The organism is Pseudomonas sp. F-14 TE3482 (genome assembly GCF_053629455.1).
On the sequence record NZ_JBRJII010000001.1, the window covers coordinates 624,448 to 649,537 of the forward strand.

Genomic DNA, 25,090 nt, shown 5'->3' on the forward strand with positions numbered 1-25,090 from the left:
CATCCGAACCTTCCGGCGTTTCAGAATGTTACGTCTGCGACCGAAGGGGCAGCGAATACTGATGTGGAGCAGCGTACAGGCACAAAAAAGCCGACATCGCTGTCGGCTTTTTTGTAGGTCACTGCTTGGGGGCTGGTTTCGGCACCGGATCATCAAACAGATTCAACCGCTCCCGAAGCTCATGTGCCGGAAGCGGCTCCTTATCCGCCGGCAAGGCATTCGGATCGGCTGGCGGCGTGGGCACTTCGCCCGGGCCGCCCTGCCCTTGCGTCGGCACTGGCGCAGGTTCGGCACCTTGCGAACCTTCGATGGCACGCTGGGCTTTTTTGGTCAGCACGACGATGTCGATGCGGCGGTTGACCGGGTTGAACGGGTTCTCCCGATCGAACAATGCCGACGAAGCGTAACCGACGACCCGCGCGACCTGAGCGTCCGGATAGCTGCCGGCGATCAATGCACGGCGAGCCGCGTTGGCGCGGTTGGCCGAGAGTTCCCAGTTGCCGAAGTCGCCGGTGCCCGAGTACGGCTTGGCATCGGTGTGGCCGCTGATGCTGATCTTGTTCGGCACCGCTTTGATGGTGTCGGCCATGGCCAGCAGGATGTCTTCGAAATACGGCTTCAGACGCGCACTGCCGGAGTCGAACATCGGGCGGTTTTCGGCGTCCACGATCTGGATGCGCAAACCGTCCTGGGTAATCTCGAAGAGAATCTGATCCTTGAACTTCTGCAACTGCGGGTTTTCTTCGACCTTGTTCTGCAACTCTTGCAGCAGCAATTCCAGGCGCTCTTTCTCAACCTGCTCGGCCATGCCTTCGACCTGTTCGGCGTCGATAGTCACCTTGTCCGGTTGAGGCTGGGATTTCACCTCGGGGTTGAGGGTGTTCTCCGGGGCCAGGGTCGGCGAGCCGCCCAGATCGATGATGTATGGCGTGCCGCTTTCGCTGAAACCGACCGGGTCCTTGAAGTAACCGGCAATGGCGATCTTCTGTTCCGGCGTTGCCGTGGACAACAGCCACAACACCAGGAAGAACGCCATCATCGCCGTCGCGAAGTCCGCGAAGGCGATTTTCCAGGAGCCCCCGTGATGCCCGCCCGCGTACTTTTTTACGCGCTTGATGATTATCGGCTGGTTATTTTCCATGACTTAGCGACCGCGAACCGCTTGTTCCAGCTCAGCGAAGCTAGGACGGTGCGCCGGGTACAGAACCTTGCGACCGAATTCCACTGCCAGCGATGGCGGCATGCCGGAAGCCGAAGCCACCAGCGAGGCCTTGATGGCTTCGTAGACGTTCAGTTCTTCCTTGGCATCGTGGCCCAGAGCGTGGGCCAGCGGGCCAAAGAAACCATAGGCCGCGAGAATACCGAAGAAGGTACCTACCAGAGCTGCACCTACGTGCAAGCCAATCATTTTCTGGTCGCTTTCACCCAGCGAAGCCATGGTCACCACGATACCCAATACCGCCGCAACGATACCGAAACCCGGCATGGCATCGGCGATGCCGTTGACGGCGTGGGAGGGGTGATCCAGGTCTTCCTTGAGGCTGGTCAGTTCCATGTCGAACAAGCCTTCAAGCTCATGGGGAGCCATGTTGCCGGAGGACATGATTCGCAGGTAATCGCAGATGTACGCCGTCATGCGGTCATCTTTCAGGACTGCCGGGTACTTGGCGAAGATCGGGCTCGCAGCGGCATCTTCGATGTCGCCTTCGATTGCCATCATGCCTTCGCGACGGCTCTTGTTAAGAATCTCGTAAATCAGCCCCAACACTTCCAGGTAGAAGGTGTGGTTGAAACGCGAACTGAACATGCCCAAAGACTTCTTGAGCACGTGCATCGTCATATGACCGGGGTTGGCCTGCAGGAATGCACCAAGGGCCGCGCCACCGATAATCATCACCTCGAAAGGCTGAATGAGGGCGGCAATCTTGCCGTGGGAAAGCACGTATCCGCCGAGCACGCTCGCGAATACGACGATGATGCCGATAATTTTAGCCATAGGTAGGAGAGCACTTACTGAGTCGGGTTCAAGGTCATATTCGGAAGTTAAAAAATCTCTTCTTCTCCTTATCGGCAAAACTGCGCCAGACTATAGCCAGATAAGGCGAAAAGCCAATTTGGCCCACGCAGGGATAGGTAAAGCAGCGTCCAGACATGGCTAACGAAACGAACGTCCCAACGCCAAAACCGACCACGCTCGAAGGCTGGGTCAAGCTGCTCGATGGTGTGCGCCTGCCGGTTCCGCAAGCCAGTCACGACCGCGTCTGCAAAGCCATCCGCGATAGCCGCAGCGCGCTGCGCGACATTGCCGAAATGATGCAGGACAGCCCGGCCCTGGCCTTGAGTGTGATTCGCGAAGCCAATCGCCACACTCATGGCAGCATGGCCACGCCTGCTGAAAATCTCGAAGTGGCAATTAATCGCCTTGGTTTGAAACGCACCGAAGAATTGCTCGAGCGCTTACCCGCCGAACCCCAATCGCAGATCCCCGTTGCCCTGCGCCAGCTTCAGCTGATCAGTCAGCACGCCACTCAACAGGCCAATGGTTTTTTTGCCAGTCGCCTGGCGCGGTTGTGGCAGGACATCCACTGGGGCAGCCTGCTGTTTCTTTCGCCACTGTGGCCCATGGCGTTGACCCATCCGCAGATGCTTGAAGAATGGGAACTGCGGGTCATCCATAAAGGCGAGTCGGCGCGCAAAGTCGAAAAGCAATTGTTCGGCGTGCGTCTGCTGGAAATCTGTATGGCGCTGGTGGATGTCTGGCGTTTGCCAATCTGGGTCCAGCAGGGTTATCGGCTGCTGCTCAATGAACAACGCGAACTGGTGAAAGTCCTGCGCATTGCACGGGACGATGATCACCCGCTACGCCAACAGAATCGTCTCGATGACGACCCGACGTTGCGGCGCTGGCTTAATCAGCCCGCCAACACCGTGCTGCTGGCCAATGGTCTGGCGTTGTCGGCACAACAGGCCTGGGACAGTCCGCACTGTGAACGCTGGCAGTACCTGACCAGCCTTTATCTGCAAATGCCGATGGATGAAGTGCAGCAACAGTTGCACCAACAGGCTGCCAACAGCGCCCGGCAACATGCCATGCCGGACCTCTGGCACCCGGCCGAAGCGTTGATCTGGCCGGCGGGCATGAACCGCGTTCACGCCGGCTTGCTGCCGGCCCCGGCGCCCACCGCCGAAGACCTGGCGAAGTGGCGTAAACAATGCGCCGAATTGCTGGTGGAGCCGAGCCGGTTTACCAATGCCATGCACTTGACCACATCGGCCCGAGATGCCTTGGTGGCGTGTGGCATGCGGCGTGTGATGATCCTGATGGCCGATCGCACACACGCCAGTCTGCGCGTGCACCAGATTGCCGGGCTGCCCAAAGAAGTGGCCGGCCTGAACCTGGTGGTCAGCCAGAGTGCGGTGCTTCAGCGTCTGCTCGCACAACAGGCTCAGGTGCGCCTGACGCCGGCCAACAACGCCCAATTCTCGGCCCTGTTGCCGGCCAGCCTGCGTTCGCAGTTCTGCGGTGAACACCTGCTGCTGCGCTCCCTGGTCAACAATGGTCGAGTGATCATGATCGTGGTGGCGGATCAGGGCGGCGGGCCGTTCTCGGAAATCACCGTGCAGGCGTTCGGCAAAACCGCGCAGTGCATTGAAAAAGCCCTGCACAGTTTTAGCCAGCGCTAGGGGCTGATGCCAGTCAGTTAAGTGAAGATCAAGACCTGTGGCGAGGGGGCTTGCCCCCGCTGGACTGCGAAGCAGTCCCAAAACCTGCAACCTCGTTCTACCAGGCACACCGCATGCAGCGGATTTGCGACTGCTTCGCAGCCGAACGGGGGCAAGCCCCCCTCGCCACAGATTCAGTTATTTCCTGCGCCGAAATAACTGATAACAGGCCCTCATGACGCTGCGCTACAATCCTCCCCTTTGTGCTCTGGAGACCTCACATGTCTGACTTCTCTGGCTTGGCGCTGGTGATCGAGCCGAGCGACCTGCTCCCGCGTCTCGACTCCCGCGAACTGATTCTGGTGGACCTGACCAGCAGCGCCCGCTATGCCGCAGGGCATATTCCCGGGGCACGCTTTGTCGATCCAAAACGCACTCAACTGGGTCAGGCGCCTGCGCCAGGCCTGCTGCCGACCCAAGCCGCGCTTGAAGCATTGTTCGGCGAACTGGGACACAACCCCGATGCGGTCTATGTCGTCTATGACGACGAAGGCGGCGGTTGGGCCGGGCGCTTTATCTGGCTGCTGGATGTCATCGGCCACAGCAAGTATCACTATATCGATGGTGGCCTGAAGGCCTGGCTGGCGGAAGGCATGCCCATGTCGATCCAGATCCCGCCAGCGGTCGGTGGACCAGTCGCCCTGACGCTGCACGACGAACCCACCGCCACCCGCGAATACCTGCAAAGCCGTCTCGGTGCCGCTGACCTGGCGATCTGGGACGCACGCGGGCCGCAGGAATACTCCGGCGAAAAAGTGCTGGCAGCCAAGGGCGGGCACATTCCGGGCGCGGTCAATTTCGAATGGACAGCCGGCATGGATCAGGCACGCAACCTGCGCATCCGCACCGACATGCCAGAAATCCTGAAACAACTCGGTATCACCAAAGACAAAGAAGTCATTACCCACTGCCAGACTCACCATCGTTCTGGCTTCACGTATCTAGTAGCCAAGTCGCTCGGTTATCCGCGAGTCAAAGGTTACGCCGGCTCTTGGGGCGAATGGGGCAACCATCCCGACACGCCCGTAGAGATTTAAGTTTTTCAAGGACAGTTAATGAATAAGCGTTTGTTTATCCTCAGCCAATACCTGCTGCCTCATCACTTGCTCTCGCGACTGGCCGGCTGCATTGCCGAATGCCGCGTGCGCTGGTTCAAGAACGCCTTAACCGCCTGGTTCGCCAAGCGTTATCAAGTGGACATGTCCCAGGCACTGGTCGAAGACCTGACGGCTTACGAGCACTTCAATGCGTTCTTCACCCGCGCCTTGAAAGACGGCGCGCGCCCGCTGGACCCAACCCCAGGCGCGATCCTCAGCCCGGCCGATGGCGCCGTCAGCCAGCTTGGCCCGATCGAACACGGTCGCGTTTTCCAGGCCAAGGGTCACAGCTTCAGCGTGCTGGAACTGCTGGGGGGTGACGCGGCCAACGCAGCGCCATTCATGGGCGGTGATTTCGCCACCATTTACCTGTCGCCCAAGGATTACCACCGCGTGCACATGCCGCTGGCCGGCACTCTGCGCGAGATGGTCTACATCCCCGGCCGCATCTTCTCGGTCAACCAGACCACCGCTGAAAACGTACCGGAGCTGTTCGCGCGCAACGAGCGTGTGGCGTGCATTTTCGACACCGAACGTGGCCCGATGGCCGTGGTGCTGGTGGGCGCGATGATTGTGGCGTCGATCGAAACTGTCTGGGCCGGGCTGATCACGCCGCCAAAACGCGAACTGAAAACCTTCCGTTACGATGAAGCCGCCCGTGCGCCGATCCATCTGGAAAAAGGCGCGGAGCTGGGTCGCTTCAAACTCGGCTCTACGGCTGTCGTGCTGTTCGGGCCGGATCAAGTGAAATGGGCTGAAGGACTGGGCGCTCTTTCGCCAGTGCAGATGGGTCAGAGCATCGGCTTGCCAAGCGCCTGATCCCGGGCCCGCCGCCCCGAATTTCTTCCGGGCGGCGCATTCCCCCTGTAGGAGCTGCCGAAGGCTGCGATCTTTTGATCTTGATCTACGGCGCGCTCTGAAAAAAATCGCAGCCTTCGGCAGCTCCTACGAAGGCAAGCGTGACGTAAATATCGCGACACCCCCTCCGCGTTCATAGCTGCTACAGTCAAGTCATTCACTGCCCATTTCCCGGTCGGAGTTTGTCTACGGCATGAATGAGACCAATCCTGTCCTGCTGCTACGCGCACCGATCCCGACGCAGTCGCGTTTGTCTTTCTGCGAAGCCACGCCTCGCGACCTCAAGCGCTGGATCGCCAACCTGCCCAAAGCCAACATCGGCGAAACCGCTCGCCAGTTGTATCAAGGCTTGAGCGAACTTAATCAACTGCTCACACCCAGCGATAATCGCCTGCAATTGCTCGAATTGCTGCGGCCCGAGGTGTATTACGTCTGCAAGCATCTGGAGCGGCATTTCCTGCATCAGGCCATTGTGCTCGACGAGCGCTCGCGCAAGATCGCCAACCTTTGCCAGGCGCTGCAGAGCCACTTGGCGATCGGCTACAAGCAAATCGTCATTCGCGTCACGCCGCGCTTCACTAAGGATCGCGCGCCGCTGCTGACCCAGGCTTTGCAGCGGGCAATCCATTGCCTGAACGGCGCATTGATCCGCGCCACTGAACTCTATTGCCCGGTGCCCGAAAACCTGTGGCTGGAACTGCATCAGCTGTATCGGATTGGCTGTCAGTTCCAACTGCAAAATCTGAGTGTGCGCGATGAACTGGCCAGCCAGACGCAAAAGCTGAGCATCGAGCAAACCTATGTCGTCGCCCTTCTGCTGGGTGCTTCACGCTGCAATCAGCTGCGCCAGAACCAGATCGCCCGGCTCGCCGAGGTGCTCGAACCCTGGAGCCAGTGGATCAAGCTGCAACCGGCCAAACTGGACAACGGGCTGTTTGCCATCGCCCCGGATCTCGACACCGGGCCGCGCTACCGCTCCAAATTCCTCGCCGAACAACAGGAGCGTTTGCTGGGGATCGACCCGCAACCCTTGGTCATGGCCATCGAAAACCATCTGCAGCAGTCGGCCGACAAGGTCTCGCCGTTGCCCATTCCGGTGGGGCTGAATCTGGATACGCTGCAACACCTGCATGCCGCCTGGGGCCAGGCCGCCGAGCGCAGTTTCCAGCGCACTGTCGGCCACGGCACGTTGACCCTGTGCGTGGGTATGAGCGCTTTGCACTTTTATCTGGGCGGGCAACGCTCGTTCAACGACATCCTGAAAAAACCCGGCGCCCGCCCCGCGCAGTTCTCGGCGACCGACCCGACAGCTCGCGCCAAAGACCAATGGCGCCACGCCTTCGACGCCGCCCCTCATGGCACGGCAGACACGCTGCTGCCCTACGAAGAGATCGAATACCCGCACCTTCAAAACGATGACAGCCACGAGGCATCCGACCGCCAGCAGCATTTCCCGACCTATGCGCTGCCGGTGATCAATCACAGTCCTGGCGGCTATTGCCTGGCTTGGCCCGGCGCGGTGCCCGCCGAGCTACAGGCTGGCGAAATGGTCGGTATCGAGGATACCGCCGGTCAAGGCTGGAGCATTGCAGTGGTGCGCTGGATCCGACAGGTGCGGGGCGGCGGCACGCAGATGGGTATCGAGCAAGTCGCGCCTTGCGCCGAACCCTGCGGCCTGCAGCTGATACGCTCCCACGACGAGCACAGCCAGTACTTGCGCGGGCTGTTGCTGCCCGCCATCAGTGCCATCGACCTGCCGGCCACCCTGCTCACGCCGCGCCTGCCGTTCCAGGAAGGCAATAAGGTGTTGATCAATACCAACGGCGAGGAACGCCGGGCCGGGCTGGAGCGGCGGGTGTCGAGCACCAACAGCTTTAATCAGTTTGCCTACCGTTCGCTTGAGACAGCCAGAAACGAAAACGCCGCGGGGAGCGGCGTGGTCGGGGTAGCGGAAGAATTTGATTCGTTGTGGAAGTCGCTGTAACGGGGAGCCCAAAAGCAAAAGATCGCAGCCTTCGGCAGCTCCTACTGGTGTCCACATACCCATGTAGGAGCTGCCGAAGGCTGCGATCTTTTGATCTTTTTAGAGCTGCCCGTCGCGATCCCGGAAGCCCAGCAGATACAGCACGCCATCCAGCCCAAGGGTGGAAATCGCCTGCTTCGCTGATTGCTTGACCAGCGGCTTGGCACGGAACGCTACACCCAGCCCGGCAATCGCCAGCATCGGCAGGTCGTTGGCACCGTCACCGACGGCAATCGTCTGCTCCAGACGCAAACCTTCCTTATGCGCCAGCTCACGCAGCAGATCCGCCTTGCGTTGCGCATCGACAATCGGCTCGACTGCCACGCCAGTAACTTTGCCATCGACCACAGCCAGTTCGTTGGCGAACACGTAGTCGATGCCCAACTTGGCTTGCAGTTGCTTGGCGAAGTAGGTGAAGCCGCCCGACAGAATCGCCGTCTTGTAGCCCAGCCGCTTGAGTTCGGCGAACAGGGTTTCGGCGCCTTCGGTCAGGCGCAGCGAGGCGCCGATGGAGTCCAGCACGCTGACGTCCAGACCTTGCAGCAAGGCCAGGCGCTCTTTGAAGCTGGCGCGGAAGTCCAGCTCGCCGGCCATCGCCCGTTCGGTAATCGCAGACACCTGATCGCCCACACCGGCGGCCTTGGCCAGTTCGTCGATGACTTCGGCTTCGATCAGCGTCGAGTCCATGTCGAACACCGCCAGACGGCGGTTACGGCGGAACAGTGAATCTTCCTGGAAGGCGATGTCGACGTTCAGTTCTTGAGCGACGCTGAGAAATTCGGCCCGCAGCGCTTGCGGGTCTGCCGCCTCGCCGCGCACGGAAAACTCGATGCAGCCTTTGCCTTTGTCGGCCGGAGTGTCCAGCGGCATGCGCCCGGACAGGCGATCGATATGATCGATGTTCAGCCCATATTTTGCGGTGATCGAGCTCACGCGCTGCAATTGCTCGGCGGTCACTTTGCGCGTCAGCAGGGTAACAATGTGGCGTTTCTTGCCCTGATTGCCGACCCACTGCTGGTAATCCTCTTCGGACACCGGCGTGAAACGCACTTGTTGCTCAAGCTCATAGCCTTTGAACAGGATGTCCTTGAGCACCGAGTTACCTTGTTCGGTATCGGGAATTTCAACCAGGATGCCAAACGACAGGGTGTCGTGGATCACCGCCTGACCAATGTCGAGAATGTTCACACCACCCTGGGCCAGAACGCCGGTAATGGCCGCAGTCAGACCCGGACGGTCGACTCCCGTGATGTTTATCAGGACGATTTCGCGCAAGGCGCACCCCCGCAGGTGGAAAAAAACCGCATTCTACCCATTTTCAGTGACCATCGGGCACCGCGAGCGCTTTGACGGCCTAGGGCCTGTCGCTATACTGCGCGTCAACTTCACGGACAAAGAGCCGAGCTCAAGTGAACCGGCCCACGCCAGTAAAAACCGATAACTTCTTTCTGCTGATCTTCCGGGCACTGCGTCATCGCCGTGTACCGATCGCATTGCGCATTGCCAGCCATAACGTGATCCTGGTCGCTCTGGCCCTGGTGATCTATGCCTGTGTGATGGGCTTGCAGTTCAAGCAGGCCATGCACGAGCAGGCGGATGCCCTGGGCGAAAGCCTGACCACCCAGACCGCGACCTCAGCCACGGAACTGTTGGTGTCCAATGACATCCTCAGCCTGAACGTGCTGCTCAACAACCTGACCAAGAACAAACTGGTGGCCCATGCTGCCATTTACAGCGTGGATAACCGCATCCTCGCCGAAGCCGGTCAGCGTCCCAAGCATAGCCTGCTGGGCGAAGCCGAGGGCATGTACCAGAGCAAGATCACCTTTCAGGACGTGACCGCCGGGCAACTGCGCATCAGCCTGGACATGGACCAGTTTCAGCAGCCGATGACCATCAGCCTGCAAAGCATGGGCATCCTGAGTGCGATTCTGCTGGCGCTGTCCCTGGCCTTGAGTCTGCGCCTGGGGCGCAATATCTCCACGCCGCTGCTGCAGCTGCGGGTGTGGCTGCGCAATATCGACGAATACACCCCGGCCACCGAGCGTCAGGATGAAGTTGGCGATCTCGCTCGTCAGCTACACGCCAATTTCGCGCCGGAGCCTGCCGAGCCCGAGCCCGTGCCAGAACCGGAGTTCGACGACAGCGATTACGACGACGAAACCGATCCGGCCTTCGAAGTGCGCAACCTGCGCGATCCGAGTTTCGACGAAACCAGGCCTGTCGCCGGCCTCAAGCCTGCGCCGCGACGCACTGTCAGCACCGTCGAAGACGATGAGGACGACGAAGATCCGTTTGCCGATCTACGTGACGACGCGACAGACAGCGCACAGAAACCAGTCGTAAAGCCGAAGGTATCGAACCTGCCGCAGCACAGCGCGGTACTGGCCGTGCAGCTGGGTGCGCAAGATCAATTGCGCCGCCTGCCCCGCGCACGTCTGGAAGAGCTGCTGAAACGCTACCGCGATTGCCTCGATCAGGCTGCGTCGCTTTACCAGAGTGAGCTGCACACATTGAATGATGGCAGCACGCTGATGCTGTTCCACACCGAAGACAGCGGCGACGATTACCTGACCAACGCCATCTGCTGCGGCGAGTTGCTGCGTGCCTTGGGTCATCAGTTGCAGATCGAAGTCGCCGACAGCGGAATCACCCTGCAATTGCAGCTGGGTCTGACGCTGGGTGACGAGTTGTTCGGTCTGAGTCAGATCGACCTGCTGCTGACTGAAACCGCACAGGATGCCCTGGCCCTGTCGCAACACAGCCGCAATCTGCTGCTGGTGGAGCGCAAGATCAGCGACGACGCGCTGATTCGCCAGCGTGCGCGGATCCGCCCGATCGCCAGCCCTGAAGGTGCATGTTGCGTAGAGCGCTTGATGGAGCCTTATCCGTCGATGCTGGAACGGCAACTGGCGCGGATGCACGAGCGCCGGGCGTAAGCCTTAGCCCTGCTGTAAAGAAGCCCGCAGATGAGTGATCGTCTGCGGGCTTTTTGGTGACCGTCTGAAAAGATCGCAGCCTTCGGCAGCTCCTACAAAGTTCGCATGCACCTGCAAGGCCGCGGTCTACACGGTCCCTGTAGGAGCTGCCGAAGGCTGCGATCTTTTGATCTGGGCTTTTTGTTGCCTGTCCCGACGCCTTCGCGGGCAAGCCCGCTCCCACATTGACCTCTGCGAATAAAAAACCTGTGTACGACAGAAATCCCTGTGGGAGCGGGCTTGCTCGCGAAGAGGCCATCAGAAGCACTGAAAATTTCATTCTGCAGAAGCAACAAAGCCCGCATCAATGGCGGGCTTTGCTTTGGATCAATCCAGGCTTAGAACCTGAACACTTCCATATCCGTGCGAATCGGCGAAGCCATCGGGATTTTCGGCTGCTTCTCCGGTTCTGCTGCCGGTGTCACAGGTTTGGCAGCTGGCTTGCGAGGTGCTTCGGCGATCGGCGGCTGGTTCGCCAGTGGCTTGAGCGCCGTCGACAGCTGCTCGGCCAGACGCTGCAGCAACACACCCTGAGCCTGAACCTGAGCCGCAGTCCCGCCGGTGTGCTGTTCCTGCAGATGAATGATGCGGTTATCACGCACCTGACCACGACGGTCAATCAGCCGCCATTGGGCATCAAGGATCGCCGGTTGCGATGCACCCGAGTCCAGACGCGTGATCGTCAGCAGCACCTGAACATCCGGCGTGAAGCCTAATGTCGCCGGTGCCAGGACAACGCGCTGGCTGTCCAGATGGCCGGCGACCTGACGCAGCAACAGCTGATCGATGTCGGAAGACAGGCTACCCGCCCAACGACCATCAGCCGAAGCTTGCAGGCTGCCATCGGGCTGACGCTGCAACAAGGTTTCGCGTTGCAGGTAGTCGGCAACCGTTACCGGGCCCAGCAATACCGCCATGCCAGCGCTTTGCGCAGGCTGAGCCGGACTTCCGCTGTCCAGCTGATACAGCGACACCGGTTGGTGAACGCTGCAACCCGCCAGGCCAAGTACGCCGGCGAGCATCAAAATAAAAGGAAGGCGCAGAGCAGTCATCGTCCCATCCAGGTGGCTGCCACAAGGCTAACCACAGTGAAAATACTCAAAAAATATGAAGAACGCTCGGCTACGCCGGCGCTTGAAAGGCCATATCATCCGTGAATATGCGTTCCGACTCCAGCGGCAAAGCGTCGATCTACGCTTTAAATCGTAGATCGAGCGCTCTAGGACGCTTAATTGAGGTTTTCGACGAACAGCGCATCAACCCTCTGAAAGCCACGTGGCAGTTTGTTACCGCGACGTCCACGCTCACCTTTGTAGTGTTCGAGGTCGTCCGCCTTCAGTGACAAGGTACGTTTTCCGGCCTGCAGCACCAAAGTGGCACCCTCGGGCAAAACGGCAATGTCCGTGACATATTCTTCGCGACTGGCAACACGTTCACCGGAAATCCCGATGATCTTATTCCCTTTTCCTTTACCTAATTGTGGCAGATCGCTGATTTTGAAAATCAGCAGCCGACCTTCGGTGGTCACCGAGGCCAGCCAGTTGTGCTCACGATCGGCTACCGGGCGCGGCAGAATCACTTTGGCGTTGTTCGGCAAACTCAGCAGGGCCTTGCCCGCCTTGTTCTTGGCTTGCAGGTCTTCACCCTTGACCACGAATCCGTAACCGGCGTCGGAGGCGATCACGTACAGCGAATCGTCTTCAGGCATCAGCACACATTCGAAACTCGCCCCTGGCGGAGGCGTCAGGCGGCCGGTCAGCGGCTCGCCCTGGCCACGGGCCGAGGGCAGCGTGTGTGCAGCCACCGAATAGCTGCGACCAGTGGAGTCGATAAACACTGCAAACTGGTTGGAGCGACCGGGCGCTAAGGCCTTGAAACCATCCCCGGCCTTGTAGGAAAGCCCGGTGGCGTCGATTTCGTGCCCCTTGGCAGAGCGAACCCAACCTTTTTCCGACAGAACTACGGTCACTTTCTCGTTCGGCAGCAGATCGTGCTCAGTCAAGGCCTTGGCTTCTGCACGCTCGACGATTGGCGAGCGACGGTCGTCGCCATACGTTTCGGCGTCCTTGATCAGCTCGGTGCGTACCAGCTTTTTCAGCTTGGCTTCGCTGCCCAGCAGGGCTTGCAGCTTGGCCTGCTCCTTGAGCAGTTCATCCTGCTCAGCACGCAGCTTCATTTCTTCCAGTCGCGCCAACTGACGCAAACGGGTGTCGAGGATGTAATCGGCCTGGATTTCGCTCAGGGCGAAACGCTCGATCAGTGCGGCTTTCGGGTGTTCCTCGGTGCGGATGATGTGAATCACTTCATCCAGATTGAGGTAAGCGATCAACAAACCGTCCAACAGGTGCAGGCGACGCTCAACCTTGTCCAGGCGGAATTGCAGACGACGACGCACGGTCTGCACCCGGAACTCCAGCCACTCGACCAGCAAGGCCCGCAGGTTTTTCAACTGCGGCTTGCCATCCAGACCGATGATGTTGATGTTGACCCGGTAGCTCGACTCCAGCTCGGTGCTGGCGAACAGGTGCTGCATCAGCGCGTCGTGATCGAAGTTTTTGCGGGCACCGGGAATGATCACGATGCGGCACGGGTTTTCGTGGTCGGACTCGTCGCGCAGGTCAGCGATCTGCGGAGCCTTGGAGGGCTTGGCCTGCATCATGCCCGCGATCTGTTCCAGCACCTTGGCACCGGACACCTGGTGCGGCAGCGCGGTGACGATGATGTCGCCGTCTTCAATGTGGTACACGGCGCGCATGCGCACCGAGCCCTTGCCGGTTTCGTAGATTTTCAGCAGGTCGGCGCGGGGCGTGATGATTTCCGCTTCGGTCGGGTAATCCGGGCCTTGAATGTGTTCGCAGAGCTGCTCGACCGTGGCTTTAGGCTCATCGAGCAAGCGCACGCAAGCGGTCGCGACTTCGCGCAGGTTATGTGGCGGTACGTCGGTGGCCATGCCCACGGCGATACCGGTGGTGCCGTTGAGCAGGATGTTCGGCAAACGGGCCGGCAACACCAAAGGCTCTTCCAGTGTGCCGTCGAAGTTCGGGCCCCAGTTCGCGGTGCCCTGGCCCAGTTCGCTGAGCAGCACTTCGGAATAACGCGATAGCCGCGCTTCGGTGTAACGCATGGCGGCGAAGGACTTCGGATCGTCCGGCGCACCCCAGTTACCCTGGCCGTCGACCAACGTGTAGCGGTAGCTGAACGGCTGGGCCATCAGGACCATGGCTTCGTAGCACGCCGAGTCGCCGTGCGGGTGGAACTTACCGAGCACGTCACCGACGGTACGCGCCGACTTCTTGTGTTTGGAATCGGCGTCCAGCCCCAACTCGCTCATCGCATAGATAATGCGCCGCTGTACCGGTTTCAGGCCGTCGCCGATATGCGGCAAGGCACGGTCCATGATCACGTACATGGAGTAGTTGAGGTAGGCATTTTCGGTGAAGTCAGCCAGTGACCGGCGTTCTACACCGTCCAGGCTGAGATCAAGGGAGTCGCTCATGCGGGCCTCATCAGTTCGTTGTCTGGCGCAGCAGCATGGTGCCACCGCGCTGGGTAAATTCAAGTTTGTTCAGTGCGCTCATACCAAGCAGCACCTGATTGCCGTGCAAACCGGGCGCCACCAGCGCGCGAACGTCACGCAGCACGATGTCGCCCAATTGCAGGCGGTCGAGCCGGGTTCGATAACCCTCGCTCAAGCCATTGGCCGTGCTCAGGGTCACCCCGAAGCCTTTTTCCAGTTTCAGTCGCTCGGCCATTTCGGCCGGGATCGCCACATCGGTCGCGCCGGTGTCGAGCATGAAATCCACCGGCTGGCCGTTGATCTGGCCAGTGGCGACAAAATGCCCCTGACTGTTACTGATCAGCTTCACTTCGATAAAACCTTCGCCCTGTTCGGAGCTGACCACCCCATTCGGGTTTTGCTGGCGCTCTTCCCATTGACCGAAAAACCGTGTTGCCAGAAACAACGCCGCGCACCAGGCCAGTACCATCAATACTCGACCGGCGCGTTTGCCTGGCGGTTGTTGACTCATGGCTTGGCACTCCAGCCACCTTCAGGCGCGGCAAAGCGCCAGACTATCGGGCGTTTCTCGCCGTCGACGCGCGCACCATTATTGTTGTCGATACCGATCCAGGCACCATCGGCGTCCACGATCAACGCTTCCGCCAGCCCAAAGGGCTGCGAATAACGACGGTTTTCCTGCAAGGCCTCGTCGGCAAACGACCAGCAGCGCTCCACCTTGGCTGTCACTGCATCACGGCGGCAAACCTGAAAGACGTTGCGCTCAAGGGTAAACAGCTTGCCGTCGAACAATGACAGATCGGCAAAATCCCGGGAGCGCGTTCTGGCCTTGGGAAATTGCGCTGGTTGCATCTCCACCCCGGCTTCACTCAGCAGCACACACCCCCCCTTGCAGTCCCAGACCGTTTGCTGGCGCTTGATCATCAGCAAACCGCGGCGCTCACGTTCGGCGGCCAGCCACAGCGTGTCACCGGCCGGATTGATCGCCAGCCCTTCGAACAATGCATTGAAGTGCAGCAGCATGCCGCTGGCCCGTGCTTCGCGTACCAGCAACGGCGAGATTTTCAGCCAGGACGCAGGCCCGATTGGCGGAACTTGCAGCACCGCGGCGCGCGCTTCGCTGACGATGTAACGATTGCCGACGCTGTCGCAGGTGATACCTTCGAAATCCAGGTTCCCGCCCCGCACGAACGATGCCACCCAAGTCCGTGAACGCAAGCCCCAAGGCAAACCGCTATCGGGCGCCACGGGTACGTCGATGCGCACGGTTTCGGCTTGCCAGGTGTTGTTGCGGGTGTCGAGGCGATAGATTTGATCATCGTCCCGATCCGAAACAGTCCACAGGTCCTTGCCGCACTGGGCCAGCCCCGACAGATTGCCGCCGCGCATGCCGTCGACGGCATGCTCGGATAACAGGCGCAGCTCGGGCGCAGGCTCCGCCGAAACCGTTACCGAGGTCAGCAGCAACGCACACGCCAGGGCCCAGCCAAATCGCATCAGCCCAGAACCTCGGCCAGGTTGCCCTTGGACTCCAGCCAGGACTTGCGATCACCAGCGCGTTTTTTCGCCAGCAGCATGTCCATCATTTCCGAGGTCGCGTCGAAATCTTCCAGCGTCAACTGCACCAGACGCCGCGTGTTCGGGTCCATGGTGGTTTCGCGCAACTGCGGCGGGTTCATTTCACCCAGACCTTTGAATCGGGTGACCTGTGGTTTGCCGCGTTTCTTCTCGGCTACCAGACGATCGAGGATGCCATCGCGCTCGGCTTCGTCCAGGGCATAGTAAATTTCTTTGCCCAGGTCGATACGGTACAGCGGCGGCATGGCGACGTAGACGTGACCGGCATCCACCAGCGGGCGGAAATGCTGGACGAACAAGGCGCACAGCAACGTGGCGATGTGCAGACCGTCGGAGTCGGCGTCGGCGAGGATGCAGATCTTGCCGTAACGCAGCTGGGCGATGTCCGCCGAGCCCGGATCGACACCGATGGCCACGGCGATGTTGTGCACTTCCTGGCTGGCCAGCACTTCGCCGCCGTCGACTTCCCAGGTGTTCAGAATCTTGCCGCGCAACGGCAGGATCGCCTGAAATTCTTTGTCCCGCGCCTGCTTGGCCGAACCGCCGGCGGAATCACCTTCCACCAGGAACAGCTCGGAGCGCATCGGGTCCTGCCCGGCGCAGTCAGCGAGTTTGCCCGGCAGTGCCGGCCCTTGGGTAATGCGTTTACGCTCGACCTTCTTGCTGGCCTTCAGACGACGGCCGGCGTTGTTGATCGCCAGTTCCGCCAGCAGCATGCCGGTTTCCGGATTGGCGTTGAGCCACAGGCTGAAGGCATCCTTGACCACACCGGAAACAAAGGCCGCCGCTTCACGGGATGACAGGCGCTCCTTGGTCTGACCGGAGAATTGCGGTTCCTGCATCTTCATCGACAAGACGAACGCGATACGCTCCCAGACGTCTTCCGGCGCCAGCTTCACGCCACGCGGCAATAGGCTGCGGAACTCACAGAACTCGCGCATCGCATCGAGCAAGCCCTGACGCAGACCGTTGACGTGCGTACCGCCCTGGGCTGTCGGGATCAGGTTGACGTAGCTTTCCTGAACGCTGTCGCCGCCCTCGGGCAACCACAGCAACGCCCAATCGACCGCTTCTTTGTTACCGGCCAGGCTACCGCAGAACGGCTCGTCCGGCAGGCGTTCGAATTCGCTGACCGCGTCCACCAGATAGGAGCGCAGGCCGTCTTCGTAATGCCATTCGACTTTCTCGCCGGTGGCCTTGTCTTCAAAACTGACCAGCAGCCCCGGACACAGAACGGCTTTGGCCTTGAGCACGTGCTTGAGGCGGCTGATGGAGAATTTCGGTGAATCGAAATACTTCGGGTCCGGCGCAAAGAACACGCTGGTGCCGGTATTGCGCTTGCCGACGGTGCCGACCACTTCCAGCTCGGTCTTTTTGTAACCATCGGCGAAAGTCATCTGGTATTCGTTGCCGTCGCGTTTTACACGCACCCGGACTTCGGTCGACAAGGCGTTGACCACAGAAATACCCACCCCGTGCAGACCGCCGGAGAACTGGTAGTTCTTGTTGGAAAACTTGCCGCCCGCATGAAGCTTGGTGAGGATCAGCTCGACACCCGACACACCCTCTTCAGGGTGAATGTCCACCGGCATGCCACGGCCGTCATCGCTGACTTCCAGAGAGTGATCGGCATGCAGGATGACCTGTACCGATGTCGCATGCCCGGCCAAAGCTTCGTCGACGCTGTTGTCGATGACTTCCTGGGCGAGGTGGTTCGGCCGACTGGTGTCGGTGTACATGCCGGGGCGTTTGCGCACCGGGTCGAGGCCCGAGAGGACTTCGATGGCGTCTGCGTTATAAGAGCTAGCGCTGGGAGTGGCCATGGGGTCTCGTCGTCCGCCTGTAAAAAGAGTGTTCGGTGAAAAAGAGGCGACAAATCACAGTGCAGTGAAATCAATCGCCTGATACAAATCTGCGCCGATGCCGGCGAAACTCAGCATTGCCGGCAATTGCTCGGCAAAACCCTGGAAACTATGGTCGCCGCCCGCCTGGATGCGCAAGGCACAGGCCCGGTAATACTGCTGGGCGAGGCGATAATCCAGCGTTTCGTCGCCAGTCTGCAACCATACTTGAAACCGCTGCGGATCCTTGGGCGCCGGCACTTCCAGCTCGGCCAGGGCCGTTATGTGGTCGTGGGTCAATTCCCAAGTCTCATCGGTGTACAGATTTTTCTGCGTTCCCAGGAACCCGTCGAACATCCGGTGTGGGCTGACGGCAGGGTTGATCAACAGGGCTTTCAAGCCATGGCGCTCGGCCAAGTGAGTCGCATAGTAGCCGCCGAGTGAGCTGCCGACCAGCAGTGGCCGCCCCAGCTCGGCAATCGCCTGCTCCAGCTGACCGATGGCCTCGCGGGGATGGTGATGCAAGGCCGGCACACGCAACTGATCGCTCAAGCCCAGCCGTTCCATCACATTAATCAACTGACAGGCCTTTTTCGACGCCGGCGCGCTGTTGAAACCGTGGATATAAAGGATCGAACCGGACATTTGAGCTCCCTGTGCGTCGGGTAAAGAGGCGCAGTTTACAGGGTGTCGGGAAAATCGGGGATATGCGTGGAAATCAGGTTGCCTGAGCGAACACCATCGCGGGCAAGCCCGCTCCCACAAGGATCTTAGGCGCTCACAAATCCCCTGTGGGAGCGGGCTTGCCCGCGATGGCCGCGCCTCGGTCTTTGGAAATGACAAATAAATCAGTAGCCGTTAGAGCCGTAATCGATTTGAAAATCGAAACCGGTGACACGCTCAACGCCTGTTTCGAGCTGGCCATCCGGCAACAACCGCAACCATCGATACCCCGGCGCCTGCTCGCTCACCTTGAAATCATCACTGCCCGGCTCGAACTGAATGCAGGTCGAGGGTGATGCGATCAGGCGCACACCGTTGCGCACCTGGTCAATTTCCTGATGCACATGCCCCCACAACACCGCTCGCACCTGTGGAAAGCGATCCAGCACCGCAAACAACGCTTCTGGATTGCGCAAGCCAATGGGCTCCATCCAGGCACACCCGATCGATACCGGATGATGATGGAAACACACCAGATGATGCCGCTCCGGTGCCTCACTCAACGAGCGAGCGAGTAACTGCAATTGCTCATCCTGCAAATACCCCGGCACCGACCCTGGCACCGCCGAATCGAGCAACGTGACCCGCCAGTTGCCGATGTCCACCACCGGCTCCAGCAGCGCACTTTGCACCGCTGCTTCGGCCATGATCTGCGGCTCGTCATGATTACCGGGAATCCAGCGGGCCGGCGCATCGATCTGCCGGGTCAGGTCACGAAACAGCTGATACGACTCCAGTGTCCCGTCCTGGGAAAGATCGCCGCTGGCAATCATCAGATCAATCTGCGGCTGCTGCTTCAATACCAGCTCAATGACCTGTTGCAGGCTGTCGCGGGTATTCATGCCCAGCAATGTCCCGTTCGCCTCGGCAAACAGATGGCTGTCGGAGAGTTGCACCAGCAACGCCGGATCGGCGGTGGTTAATGTGGATACGCTCGGCAAGGCGTTCTCCCAGGGCGTGATCACGGGATGGGTAAGTGCCGCAATTATGCTGGGGGGCGATCAAAAGAGGAAATCTGTGAACCGGACGCAGTTCACAACTACACAGGGCTCTTAGCGCACAACAGCGTACTCGTGACCGCAAGCCAGGCAATGGCTCAGCCATTCCCCCAGGAACAGATTGAGCTGAGCCTTTTCATCCGGCTGATGCATTGCGGCGTTCGGGTAAGGATAGATGCCCCGGAAGCGTCGTGCATGTTCAGCGCTGACCACTTCGGCCATGCACGCGTCGTGGTACACCTGAACTTCCAGTTGAGGCACCGGCAGCCACGGCAGGCTGTGTTCCTGGCGTATTTGCAGGGTCGTGGTGTACGGACAGACCTGCAGCACTTCGAGAGCCAGCACGCCCAGCATCTGGTCGCCATGGGTGACGGCGATGCGCCGCGCCTCCGGTTCGCTACGCATATCCGGTAGCAGTCGCATCAGGCGCGCGTAGTTGGCCTCGCAGGAGGCTTGCAGCCCCACGAGGTCGATCCGGTAGCGATCGCGCAGCTTGTTTACGACCATAACCCCCTCACTTCAACGCGGTTCAAAGCCAGCCATTGCAAGGCAATGATGCTTGGCGCGTTGGCAATACGTCCGTCGCGTACGGCTTGCAGGGCATCTTCGAACGCCCAGACCGTGACGCGAATATCTTCTGCCTCTTCCTCCAGCCCATGCAGGCCGCCAACCCCGGTTGTCTCGCAACGCCCCAGGTACAAATGCACAAATTCGTTACTGCCGCCCGGCGATGGAAAATATTTGGTCATCGGCCAGAGCGCCCCGAATACAAGCCCAGCTTCCTCCTGCGCTTCGCGGTGAGCAACTTCTTCCGGTACTTCATCCTTGTCGATCAGACCGGCGACCAGTTCGATCAGCCACGGGTTATCGATCTTGCCCATGGCGCCGACGCGAAACTGCTCGATCAACACCACTTCATCGCGCTGCGGATCGTAAGGCAGCACGCACACCGCATCATGGCGAACAAACAGTTCACGATTGATCTCGCGACTCATGCCACCGGCGAACAATTCGTGACGCAAGTGCACGCGGTCGAGCTTGTAGAAACCCTCGTAGCACTTTTCGCGCCGAACGATATCAACGGCGGTCGGAATGGCGTTGGCAAAATCAGTCATGACAATCCTCGTTTACTACAAATCCGTTACGAGGCTCCTTTTTGTTACTTGCAACCTCGACTTCGCGCCATCCTAACGCGCCCGCGATGTTTGATGCAGCCCCTTTCCAGTCAGCGGGATAGACGGTGAGGGCGAAACCAACTCTAATTAGCTTAGTGGCGAACTGACTGCTTCGTTGAGAGTCGAAGCGGGTAACTTTTCGCCTTTCCCTGTTTTATGAAGGACGCCCATGTCGCTTTTTAAAATCGCCTCCGTGGCCGCCATCGCCCTGACCCTGGGCGCCTGCCAGAGTTTGTTCCAGCCCAACTATCGGGCGCCGCTGGAAACTACCCGCGACGCATCGGAACAGTTGAAACCAGGCTGTGCCAACCCTGAATGCCCGTTGGTGAATATCGATACGCTGCGTTTCCCCGATGAGCCTGCACTTGACGGCATCATCGAAAAACGCCTGTTGCAAATGACCCGCACCTCACCCGAAGCCCCCGTAGCGCCAACGCTGGCGGCGTATCGCGAGCAGTTCTTGAGCAGTGCCGGGCCGCGCTACAGCAGTTACCTGCAAGCCAAGGTACGTGAGCAGCATGACGGCTTGGTGATCGTTGAATTATCCAGCTACCTGGACACCGGCGGAGCCCATGGCACGCCGGGCCGCGGTTTTATCAACTATTCACGTCAACAGCATAAAGTGCTGACCCTCTCGGACATGTTGATCCCGGGACAGGAAGAGGCGTTCTGGAAAGCCGCCCAAGTGGCGCACAACAGCTGGCTGATCAGCACCAAGCTCGATCAGGAACCGGAGTTCGTGAAGAGCTGGCCCTTCGTGAAAACCCAGAATGTGGCGCTGACCTACGGCGGGGTGATCCTCAAGTACGAAGTGAGTACCCTTGCGCCTTACGCATTGGGCCACGTCGAACTGAAGATCCCCTACCCGCGCCTGAACGGTATTCTCAAGCCTGAACTGTTTCCCGGCCGTAGCTGAAGGCCCGACCGAGCAGCAGTTGCAGCAACCCTGCCAGTACCAGCGACGGCAGGGTTGCGCCGATGTCCGGATAGAGATTGGCCAGCAGATGATAGGTGCTCACCCCGCCCAACCAGGCGAGCAATGCTGGCCAGCGCAATGCAGCTGACACTACGTGAGCGCTGCGCCTGCGCAGGATGAAATGATCCACCAGCACCACGCCGAACAGCGGCGCAAACACCGAACCGATCAACAACAGGAAGTTCTGGTACTGGGCCAATGGCGCCAGGCAGGCGATCAGCGTGCAGATGACGCCGATGGCCAAGGCCAGATGCTCGACTTTCAAGCGCAACAGAATCCCGCTGGATACCGCCGCCGAGTGAATATCGGCAAAGGCATTTTCCGACTCATCCAGCAAAATCAGCAGCAATGGAATCCCCAGGCCTGCACCGGCCAATGCCAGCAGCAAGGCATTCACTTCGCCGCTCGGCGCGAACGCCAGGGTGTAGGCCACGCCCAGGCTCATCAGCCAGAAGTTACCGATAAAGAAGCCCAGCGCCGTACCGCCGAAGACGTTTTTCGCACGCTTGCCGAACCGCGAATAATCGGCAATCAGCGGCAGCCAGGACAGCGGCATGGCGATCGCAATGTCAAAGCCCACGGCGAACGGCATCGAACCATCACCGGCCTGCGCCCACAACGCCGCAAGGTCGGCTTTGGCGAACAGGTTCCAGGTCAGCCAGATACACGCGGCCAGCAGCAGCCAGATACCCCACTTGCGCAAGATCTTGCGCACGAAGGTCAGTGGCCCGCTGACGGCCAGCAAAGTCGCCAAACCACCGAAGAAAACTGTCCAAAGCAGCGCACTCGACAACAGGCTGCCTTCGCTGAATGCGCGGGCGCCGAGCAGGCTGGCAGCGTCGCGCATCACGATGATTTCGAACGAACCCCAACCGATCAGTTGCAGCAGGTTCAACACCGCCGGAAGACTCGCGCCATGACGGCCCAAGCTGAGTTTGAGTGCCGCCATCGACGACAGGCCGGTGTCGCTGCCGATCACACCGACGGCGGCCAGCAACAGAACGCCGACCAGCGTGCCGAGAAAAATCGCCAGCAACGAGCCAGACAGGCCCAGACCCGGTGCGAGCAAAGCGCCGGTCTGCAACACCATCAGGCCGATGCCAAGGGAGAACCACAGGGAACACAGATCACGGCCGCCGAAGACACGTTTGTCGATCGGCACCGCGGTATCCGGGGAGTAGGTGCTGGGTTGGATGCTCAAGGGGTGTTATCTCAGAGGGACATTTGTTGTTTTTGGGATCGCTATCGCCAGCAGGCTGGCTCCCACAGGGGACTTGTGAACACCACAAATCCAGTGTGGGAGCCAGCCTGCTGGCGATGAGGCCCTTTCAGGCCCCACCTTTTGAGGTTAGATCAAACCTTCTTGTACAACTGACTGCCTTCCTGCTTGAACCTCTCGGCCTGTTCCGCCAAGCCCTGGGCGATTTCCGCATCGACGGTTTCGATCCGCTGGTTGGCCGCGTATTCACGGACTTCCTGGGTGATCTTCATCGAACAGAATTTCGGCCCGCACATGGAGCAGAAGTGCGCGACCTTGGCCGAATCCTTCGGCAGCGTTTCGTCGTGGTACGAGCGCGCAGTGTCCGGGTCCAGGCCCAGGTTGAACTGGTCTTCCCAACGGAATTCGAAACGCGCCTTGCTCAGGGCATTGTCGCGAATCTGCGCGCCCGGATGCCCCTTCGCCAAGTCGGCAGCATGGGCCGCGATCTTGTAGGTAATGATCCCGGTCTTCACGTCATCCTTGTTCGGCAGGCCCAAGTGTTCCTTCGGGGTCACGTAGCAAAGCATTGCGCAACCGAACCAGCCGATCATCGCCGCACCGATACCCGAAGTGATGTGGTCGTAGCCCGGCGCGATGTCGGTGGTCAGCGGGCCGAGGGTGTAGAACGGCGCCTCGTCGCAGCACTCGAGCTGCTTATCCATGTTCTCTTTGATCAACTGCATCGGCACGTGGCCCGGGCCTTCGATCATGGTTTGTACGTCATGCTTCCAGGCGATTTTGGTCAGCTCGCCGAGGGTTTCCAGCTCACCGAATTGTGCCGCGTCGTTGGCGTCGGCAATCGAGCCCGGACGCAGGCCATCGCCCAGGGAGAAGCTGACGTCGTAGGCCTTCATGATTTCGCAAATCTCTTCGAAATGCGTGTAAGCGAAGTTCTCTTTATGGTGCGCCAGGCACCACTTGGCCATGATCGAACCGCCACGGGAAACAATACCGGTCACGCGTTTGGCGGTCAGCGGCACGTAGCGCAGCAATACGCCGGCGTGAATGGTGAAGTAGTCGACGCCTTGCTCGGCCTGTTCGATCAGCGTGTCGCGGAACAGCTCCCAGGTCAGGTCTTCAGCGGCGCCGCCGACTTTTTCCAGGGCCTGGTAGATCGGCACAGTACCGATCGGTACCGGCGAGTTACGGATGATCCACTCGCGGGTTTCGTGAATGTGCTTACCGGTGGACAAGTCCATGATGTTGTCCGCGCCCCAGCGAATGCCCCAGGTCAGTTTCGCCACTTCTTCTTCGATGGACGAACCCAGCGCGCTGTTGCCGATGTTGCCGTTGATCTTCACCAGGAAGTTACGGCCGATGATCATCGGTTCCAGTTCAGTGTGGTTGATGTTGGCGGGAATGATCGCGCGACCGCGGGCGATCTCTTCACGGACAAATTCGGGGGTGATGATTTTCGGCACGCTGGCGCCGAAGCTGTGGCCGGCGTGTTGCTGGTCCAGCAAGCCAGCGGCGCGGGCCACTTCCAGCTTCATGTTTTCGCGGATGGCAACGTATTCCATCTCGGGCGTGATGATACCTTTGCGGGCGTAGTGCATCTGGGTGACGTTGCCACCGGCCTTGGCGCGGCGCGGGTTGTTCACATGAGCGAAGCGCAGCTTGGTCAGCTCCGGATCTGCGAGGCGTTCCTTGCCGAAGTTCGAACTCAAACCCGGCAGACGCTCGGTGTCGCCACGGGCTTCGATCCACGGCGAACGCACGTCAGCGAGGCCTTTGCGCACGTCGATGATGACGTTGGGATCGGTATAGGGGCCCGAGGTGTCATACACCACCACCGGCGCGTTGATTTCGCCGCCGAAGTCGGTCGGGGTCACGTCCAGGCTGATTTCGCGCATCGGCACAAGGATGTCGGGGCGAGAGCCCTGGACATAGATTTTTTGCGAGCGGGTAAACGGCTGAACCGATTGCTGATCGACCTTGGCCGACTCACTCAGATTGGTTTCGATTTTTGATTTTGTAGTCATCACGGGCTCTCCAGACACACATCCAGGCAGTGGATTTTTGTCGGAGCGAACCTGTAAACGAATGGACGCACGGGCGCTGGGAAAACCAGCTGGTGCTGTGCTCGGTGCTCGAGGGGTGTTCGATTGTCGAACAACATCCCGGACGAAGCACAAGAGGACTCGCCGGGTGACGAGAAATCTTGTTCCCTACGCAGGCGCTAACCTGATCAGGTTCAACGGGATCCGAAATTATTCGATCTCAGCCTCATAGCAAGGCACCCCGACAAGAACCCGGCCAGTCTAGACACAACCGGCAAAGAACGCCAACTCCGCAGCAAACACCATGATGAATGGCGCAATTACCGGATTGTTGCCGTGCCT

General features: G+C 59.8%; 20 protein-coding genes and 1 riboswitch. Of the genes, 6 read left to right on the top strand and 14 right to left on the bottom strand.

The window, feature by feature from the left end; all coding sequences use genetic code 11:
* Window positions 1-118: 118 nt before the first annotated feature.
* Together motB and motA are read right to left on the bottom strand one after the other, a co-directional pair.
* A complete protein-coding gene (gene motB / locus AB7M26_RS02735) occupies window positions 119-1,141 on the bottom strand; it encodes a flagellar motor protein MotB (RefSeq protein ID WP_123500127.1) in 1,023 nt (340 codons plus the stop codon).
* Window positions 1,142-1,144: 3 nt separating this feature from the next.
* Window positions 1,145-1,996: a flagellar motor stator protein MotA gene (gene motA / locus AB7M26_RS02740; protein WP_008009851.1), complete on the bottom strand. Its 852-nt coding sequence runs from the start codon at window positions 1,994-1,996 to the stop codon at window positions 1,145-1,147.
* Window positions 1,997-2,151: 155 nt separating this feature from the next.
* Here motA and AB7M26_RS02745 point away from each other — a divergent pair, with 155 nt between their 5' ends.
* The 4 genes from AB7M26_RS02745 to AB7M26_RS02760 all read left to right on the top strand — a co-directional run bounded on the left by AB7M26_RS02745 (window position 2,152) and on the right by AB7M26_RS02760 (window position 7,662).
* Window positions 2,152-3,684, top strand: a complete 1,533-nt coding sequence (locus tag AB7M26_RS02745) for an HDOD domain-containing protein (RefSeq protein WP_123500125.1) — start codon at window positions 2,152-2,154, stop codon at window positions 3,682-3,684.
* Between the two features lie 260 nt (window positions 3,685-3,944).
* A complete protein-coding gene (locus tag AB7M26_RS02750; RefSeq protein WP_185022227.1) occupies window positions 3,945-4,760 on the top strand; it encodes a rhodanese-like domain-containing protein in 816 nt (271 codons plus the stop codon).
* Window positions 4,761-4,778: 18 nt separating this feature from the next.
* Window positions 4,779-5,639, top strand: a complete 861-nt coding sequence (gene asd / locus AB7M26_RS02755) for an archaetidylserine decarboxylase (RefSeq protein ID WP_185022225.1) — start codon at window positions 4,779-4,781, stop codon at window positions 5,637-5,639.
* Between the two features lie 232 nt (window positions 5,640-5,871).
* Window positions 5,872-7,662, top strand: a complete 1,791-nt coding sequence (locus AB7M26_RS02760) for a molecular chaperone (RefSeq protein WP_123500123.1) — start codon at window positions 5,872-5,874, stop codon at window positions 7,660-7,662.
* Between the two features lie 99 nt (window positions 7,663-7,761).
* Here AB7M26_RS02760 and serB read toward each other — a convergent pair whose 3' ends face one another.
* A complete protein-coding gene (gene serB / locus AB7M26_RS02765; protein WP_123500121.1) occupies window positions 7,762-8,976 on the bottom strand; it encodes a phosphoserine phosphatase SerB in 1,215 nt (404 codons plus the stop codon).
* Between the two features lie 134 nt (window positions 8,977-9,110).
* Between serB and AB7M26_RS02770 the strand changes: the two genes are divergently transcribed.
* Window positions 9,111-10,640: an AhpA/YtjB family protein gene (locus tag AB7M26_RS02770; protein WP_123500119.1), complete on the top strand. Its 1,530-nt coding sequence runs from the start codon at window positions 9,111-9,113 to the stop codon at window positions 10,638-10,640.
* A 377-nt stretch (window positions 10,641-11,017) separates the two neighbouring features.
* Here the strand turns inward: AB7M26_RS02770 and AB7M26_RS02775 are convergent, their stop codons facing one another.
* The 9 genes from AB7M26_RS02775 to AB7M26_RS02815 form a co-directional block, all read right to left on the bottom strand.
* Complete coding sequence (locus tag AB7M26_RS02775; RefSeq protein ID WP_008074671.1) at window positions 11,018-11,731, bottom strand: PqiC family protein; 714 nt, start codon at window positions 11,729-11,731, stop codon at window positions 11,018-11,020.
* 176 nt (window positions 11,732-11,907) lie between these two features.
* Window positions 11,908-14,175, bottom strand: a complete 2,268-nt coding sequence (gene parC / locus AB7M26_RS02780) for a DNA topoisomerase IV subunit A (RefSeq protein WP_123500118.1) — start codon at window positions 14,173-14,175, stop codon at window positions 11,908-11,910.
* Window positions 14,176-14,185: 10 nt separating this feature from the next.
* Entirely contained in the window at window positions 14,186-14,707 is a 522-nt protein-coding gene (locus AB7M26_RS02785) for a retropepsin-like aspartic protease family protein (RefSeq protein WP_123500116.1), read from the bottom strand.
* Window positions 14,704-15,693, bottom strand: a complete 990-nt coding sequence (locus tag AB7M26_RS02790; RefSeq protein ID WP_123500114.1) for an esterase-like activity of phytase family protein — start codon at window positions 15,691-15,693, stop codon at window positions 14,704-14,706. Before AB7M26_RS02790 ends, AB7M26_RS02785 begins: the two co-directional genes overlap by 4 nt.
* The gene (gene parE / locus AB7M26_RS02795; protein WP_123500112.1) at window positions 15,693-17,597 is read right to left on the bottom strand and encodes a DNA topoisomerase IV subunit B; all 1,905 of its coding nucleotides are present in this window, start codon (window positions 17,595-17,597) and stop codon (window positions 15,693-15,695) included. Before parE ends, AB7M26_RS02790 begins: the two co-directional genes overlap by 1 nt.
* 54 nt (window positions 17,598-17,651) lie before the next feature.
* Window positions 17,652-18,260 (bottom strand): YqiA/YcfP family alpha/beta fold hydrolase, encoded by a 609-nt coding sequence (locus tag AB7M26_RS02800; RefSeq protein ID WP_123500110.1) that lies wholly within the window; start codon window positions 18,258-18,260, stop codon window positions 17,652-17,654.
* 203 nt (window positions 18,261-18,463) lie between these two features.
* Window positions 18,464-19,279: a 3',5'-cyclic-AMP phosphodiesterase gene (cpdA, locus tag AB7M26_RS02805; protein ID WP_123500108.1), complete on the bottom strand. Its 816-nt coding sequence runs from the start codon at window positions 19,277-19,279 to the stop codon at window positions 18,464-18,466.
* A 111-nt stretch (window positions 19,280-19,390) separates the two neighbouring features.
* A complete protein-coding gene (locus AB7M26_RS02810) occupies window positions 19,391-19,843 on the bottom strand; it encodes a DUF1249 domain-containing protein (RefSeq protein WP_123500106.1) in 453 nt (150 codons plus the stop codon).
* Window positions 19,834-20,451 carry an NUDIX domain-containing protein gene (locus AB7M26_RS02815; RefSeq protein WP_123500105.1) on the bottom strand — a complete coding sequence of 206 codons (618 nt, stop codon included), beginning with the start codon at window positions 20,449-20,451 and terminating at the stop codon, window positions 19,834-19,836. The genes AB7M26_RS02810 and AB7M26_RS02815 overlap by 10 nt, the downstream gene beginning before the upstream one ends.
* 229 nt (window positions 20,452-20,680) lie before the next feature.
* Here AB7M26_RS02815 and AB7M26_RS02820 point away from each other — a divergent pair, with 229 nt between their 5' ends.
* Window positions 20,681-21,427 carry an RsiV family protein gene (locus AB7M26_RS02820; protein ID WP_123500103.1) on the top strand — a complete coding sequence of 249 codons (747 nt, stop codon included), beginning with the start codon at window positions 20,681-20,683 and terminating at the stop codon, window positions 21,425-21,427.
* Here AB7M26_RS02820 and cytX read toward each other — a convergent pair.
* A complete protein-coding gene (gene cytX, locus AB7M26_RS02825) occupies window positions 21,396-22,688 on the bottom strand; it encodes a putative hydroxymethylpyrimidine transporter CytX (protein WP_123500101.1) in 1,293 nt (430 codons plus the stop codon). The genes AB7M26_RS02820 and cytX overlap by 32 nt on opposite strands.
* Before the next feature lie 152 nt (window positions 22,689-22,840).
* A complete protein-coding gene (thiC, locus tag AB7M26_RS02830; RefSeq protein WP_123500099.1) occupies window positions 22,841-24,730 on the bottom strand; it encodes a phosphomethylpyrimidine synthase ThiC in 1,890 nt (629 codons plus the stop codon).
* Between the two features lie 166 nt (window positions 24,731-24,896).
* Window positions 24,897-25,002, bottom strand: a riboswitch (TPP riboswitch).
* Window positions 25,003-25,090: the final 88 nt, after the last annotated feature.

Bases quoted from the DNA above. Each gene is read 5' to 3' on its own strand.
- thiC (WP_123500099.1), bottom strand. From the start codon at position 24,730: ATGACTACAAAATCAAAAATCGAAACCAATCTGAGTGAGTCGGCCAAG.
- AB7M26_RS02820 (WP_123500103.1), top strand. From the start codon at position 20,681: ATGTCGCTTTTTAAAATCGCCTCCGTGGCCGCCATCGCCCTGACCCTG.
- motB (WP_123500127.1), bottom strand. From the start codon at position 1,141: ATGGAAAATAACCAGCCGATAATCATCAAGCGCGTAAAAAAGTACGCG.
- motA (WP_008009851.1), bottom strand. From the start codon at position 1,996: ATGGCTAAAATTATCGGCATCATCGTCGTATTCGCGAGCGTGCTCGGC.
- AB7M26_RS02790 (WP_123500114.1), bottom strand. From the start codon at position 15,693: ATGCGATTTGGCTGGGCCCTGGCGTGTGCGTTGCTGCTGACCTCGGTA.
- parC (WP_123500118.1), bottom strand. From the start codon at position 14,175: ATGAGCGACTCCCTTGATCTCAGCCTGGACGGTGTAGAACGCCGGTCA.
- AB7M26_RS02745 (WP_123500125.1), top strand. From the start codon at position 2,152: ATGGCTAACGAAACGAACGTCCCAACGCCAAAACCGACCACGCTCGAA.
- AB7M26_RS02815 (WP_123500105.1), bottom strand. From the start codon at position 20,451: ATGACTGATTTTGCCAACGCCATTCCGACCGCCGTTGATATCGTTCGG.
- AB7M26_RS02750 (WP_185022227.1), top strand. From the start codon at position 3,945: ATGTCTGACTTCTCTGGCTTGGCGCTGGTGATCGAGCCGAGCGACCTG.
- AB7M26_RS02785 (WP_123500116.1), bottom strand. From the start codon at position 14,707: ATGAGTCAACAACCGCCAGGCAAACGCGCCGGTCGAGTATTGATGGTA.
- AB7M26_RS02800 (WP_123500110.1), bottom strand. From the start codon at position 18,260: ATGTCCGGTTCGATCCTTTATATCCACGGTTTCAACAGCGCGCCGGCG.
- AB7M26_RS02810 (WP_123500106.1), bottom strand. From the start codon at position 19,843: ATGGTCGTAAACAAGCTGCGCGATCGCTACCGGATCGACCTCGTGGGG.
- AB7M26_RS02775 (WP_008074671.1), bottom strand. From the start codon at position 11,731: ATGACTGCTCTGCGCCTTCCTTTTATTTTGATGCTCGCCGGCGTACTT.
- asd (WP_185022225.1), top strand. From the start codon at position 4,779: ATGAATAAGCGTTTGTTTATCCTCAGCCAATACCTGCTGCCTCATCAC.
- parE (WP_123500112.1), bottom strand. From the start codon at position 17,597: ATGGCCACTCCCAGCGCTAGCTCTTATAACGCAGACGCCATCGAAGTC.
- AB7M26_RS02760 (WP_123500123.1), top strand. From the start codon at position 5,872: ATGAATGAGACCAATCCTGTCCTGCTGCTACGCGCACCGATCCCGACG.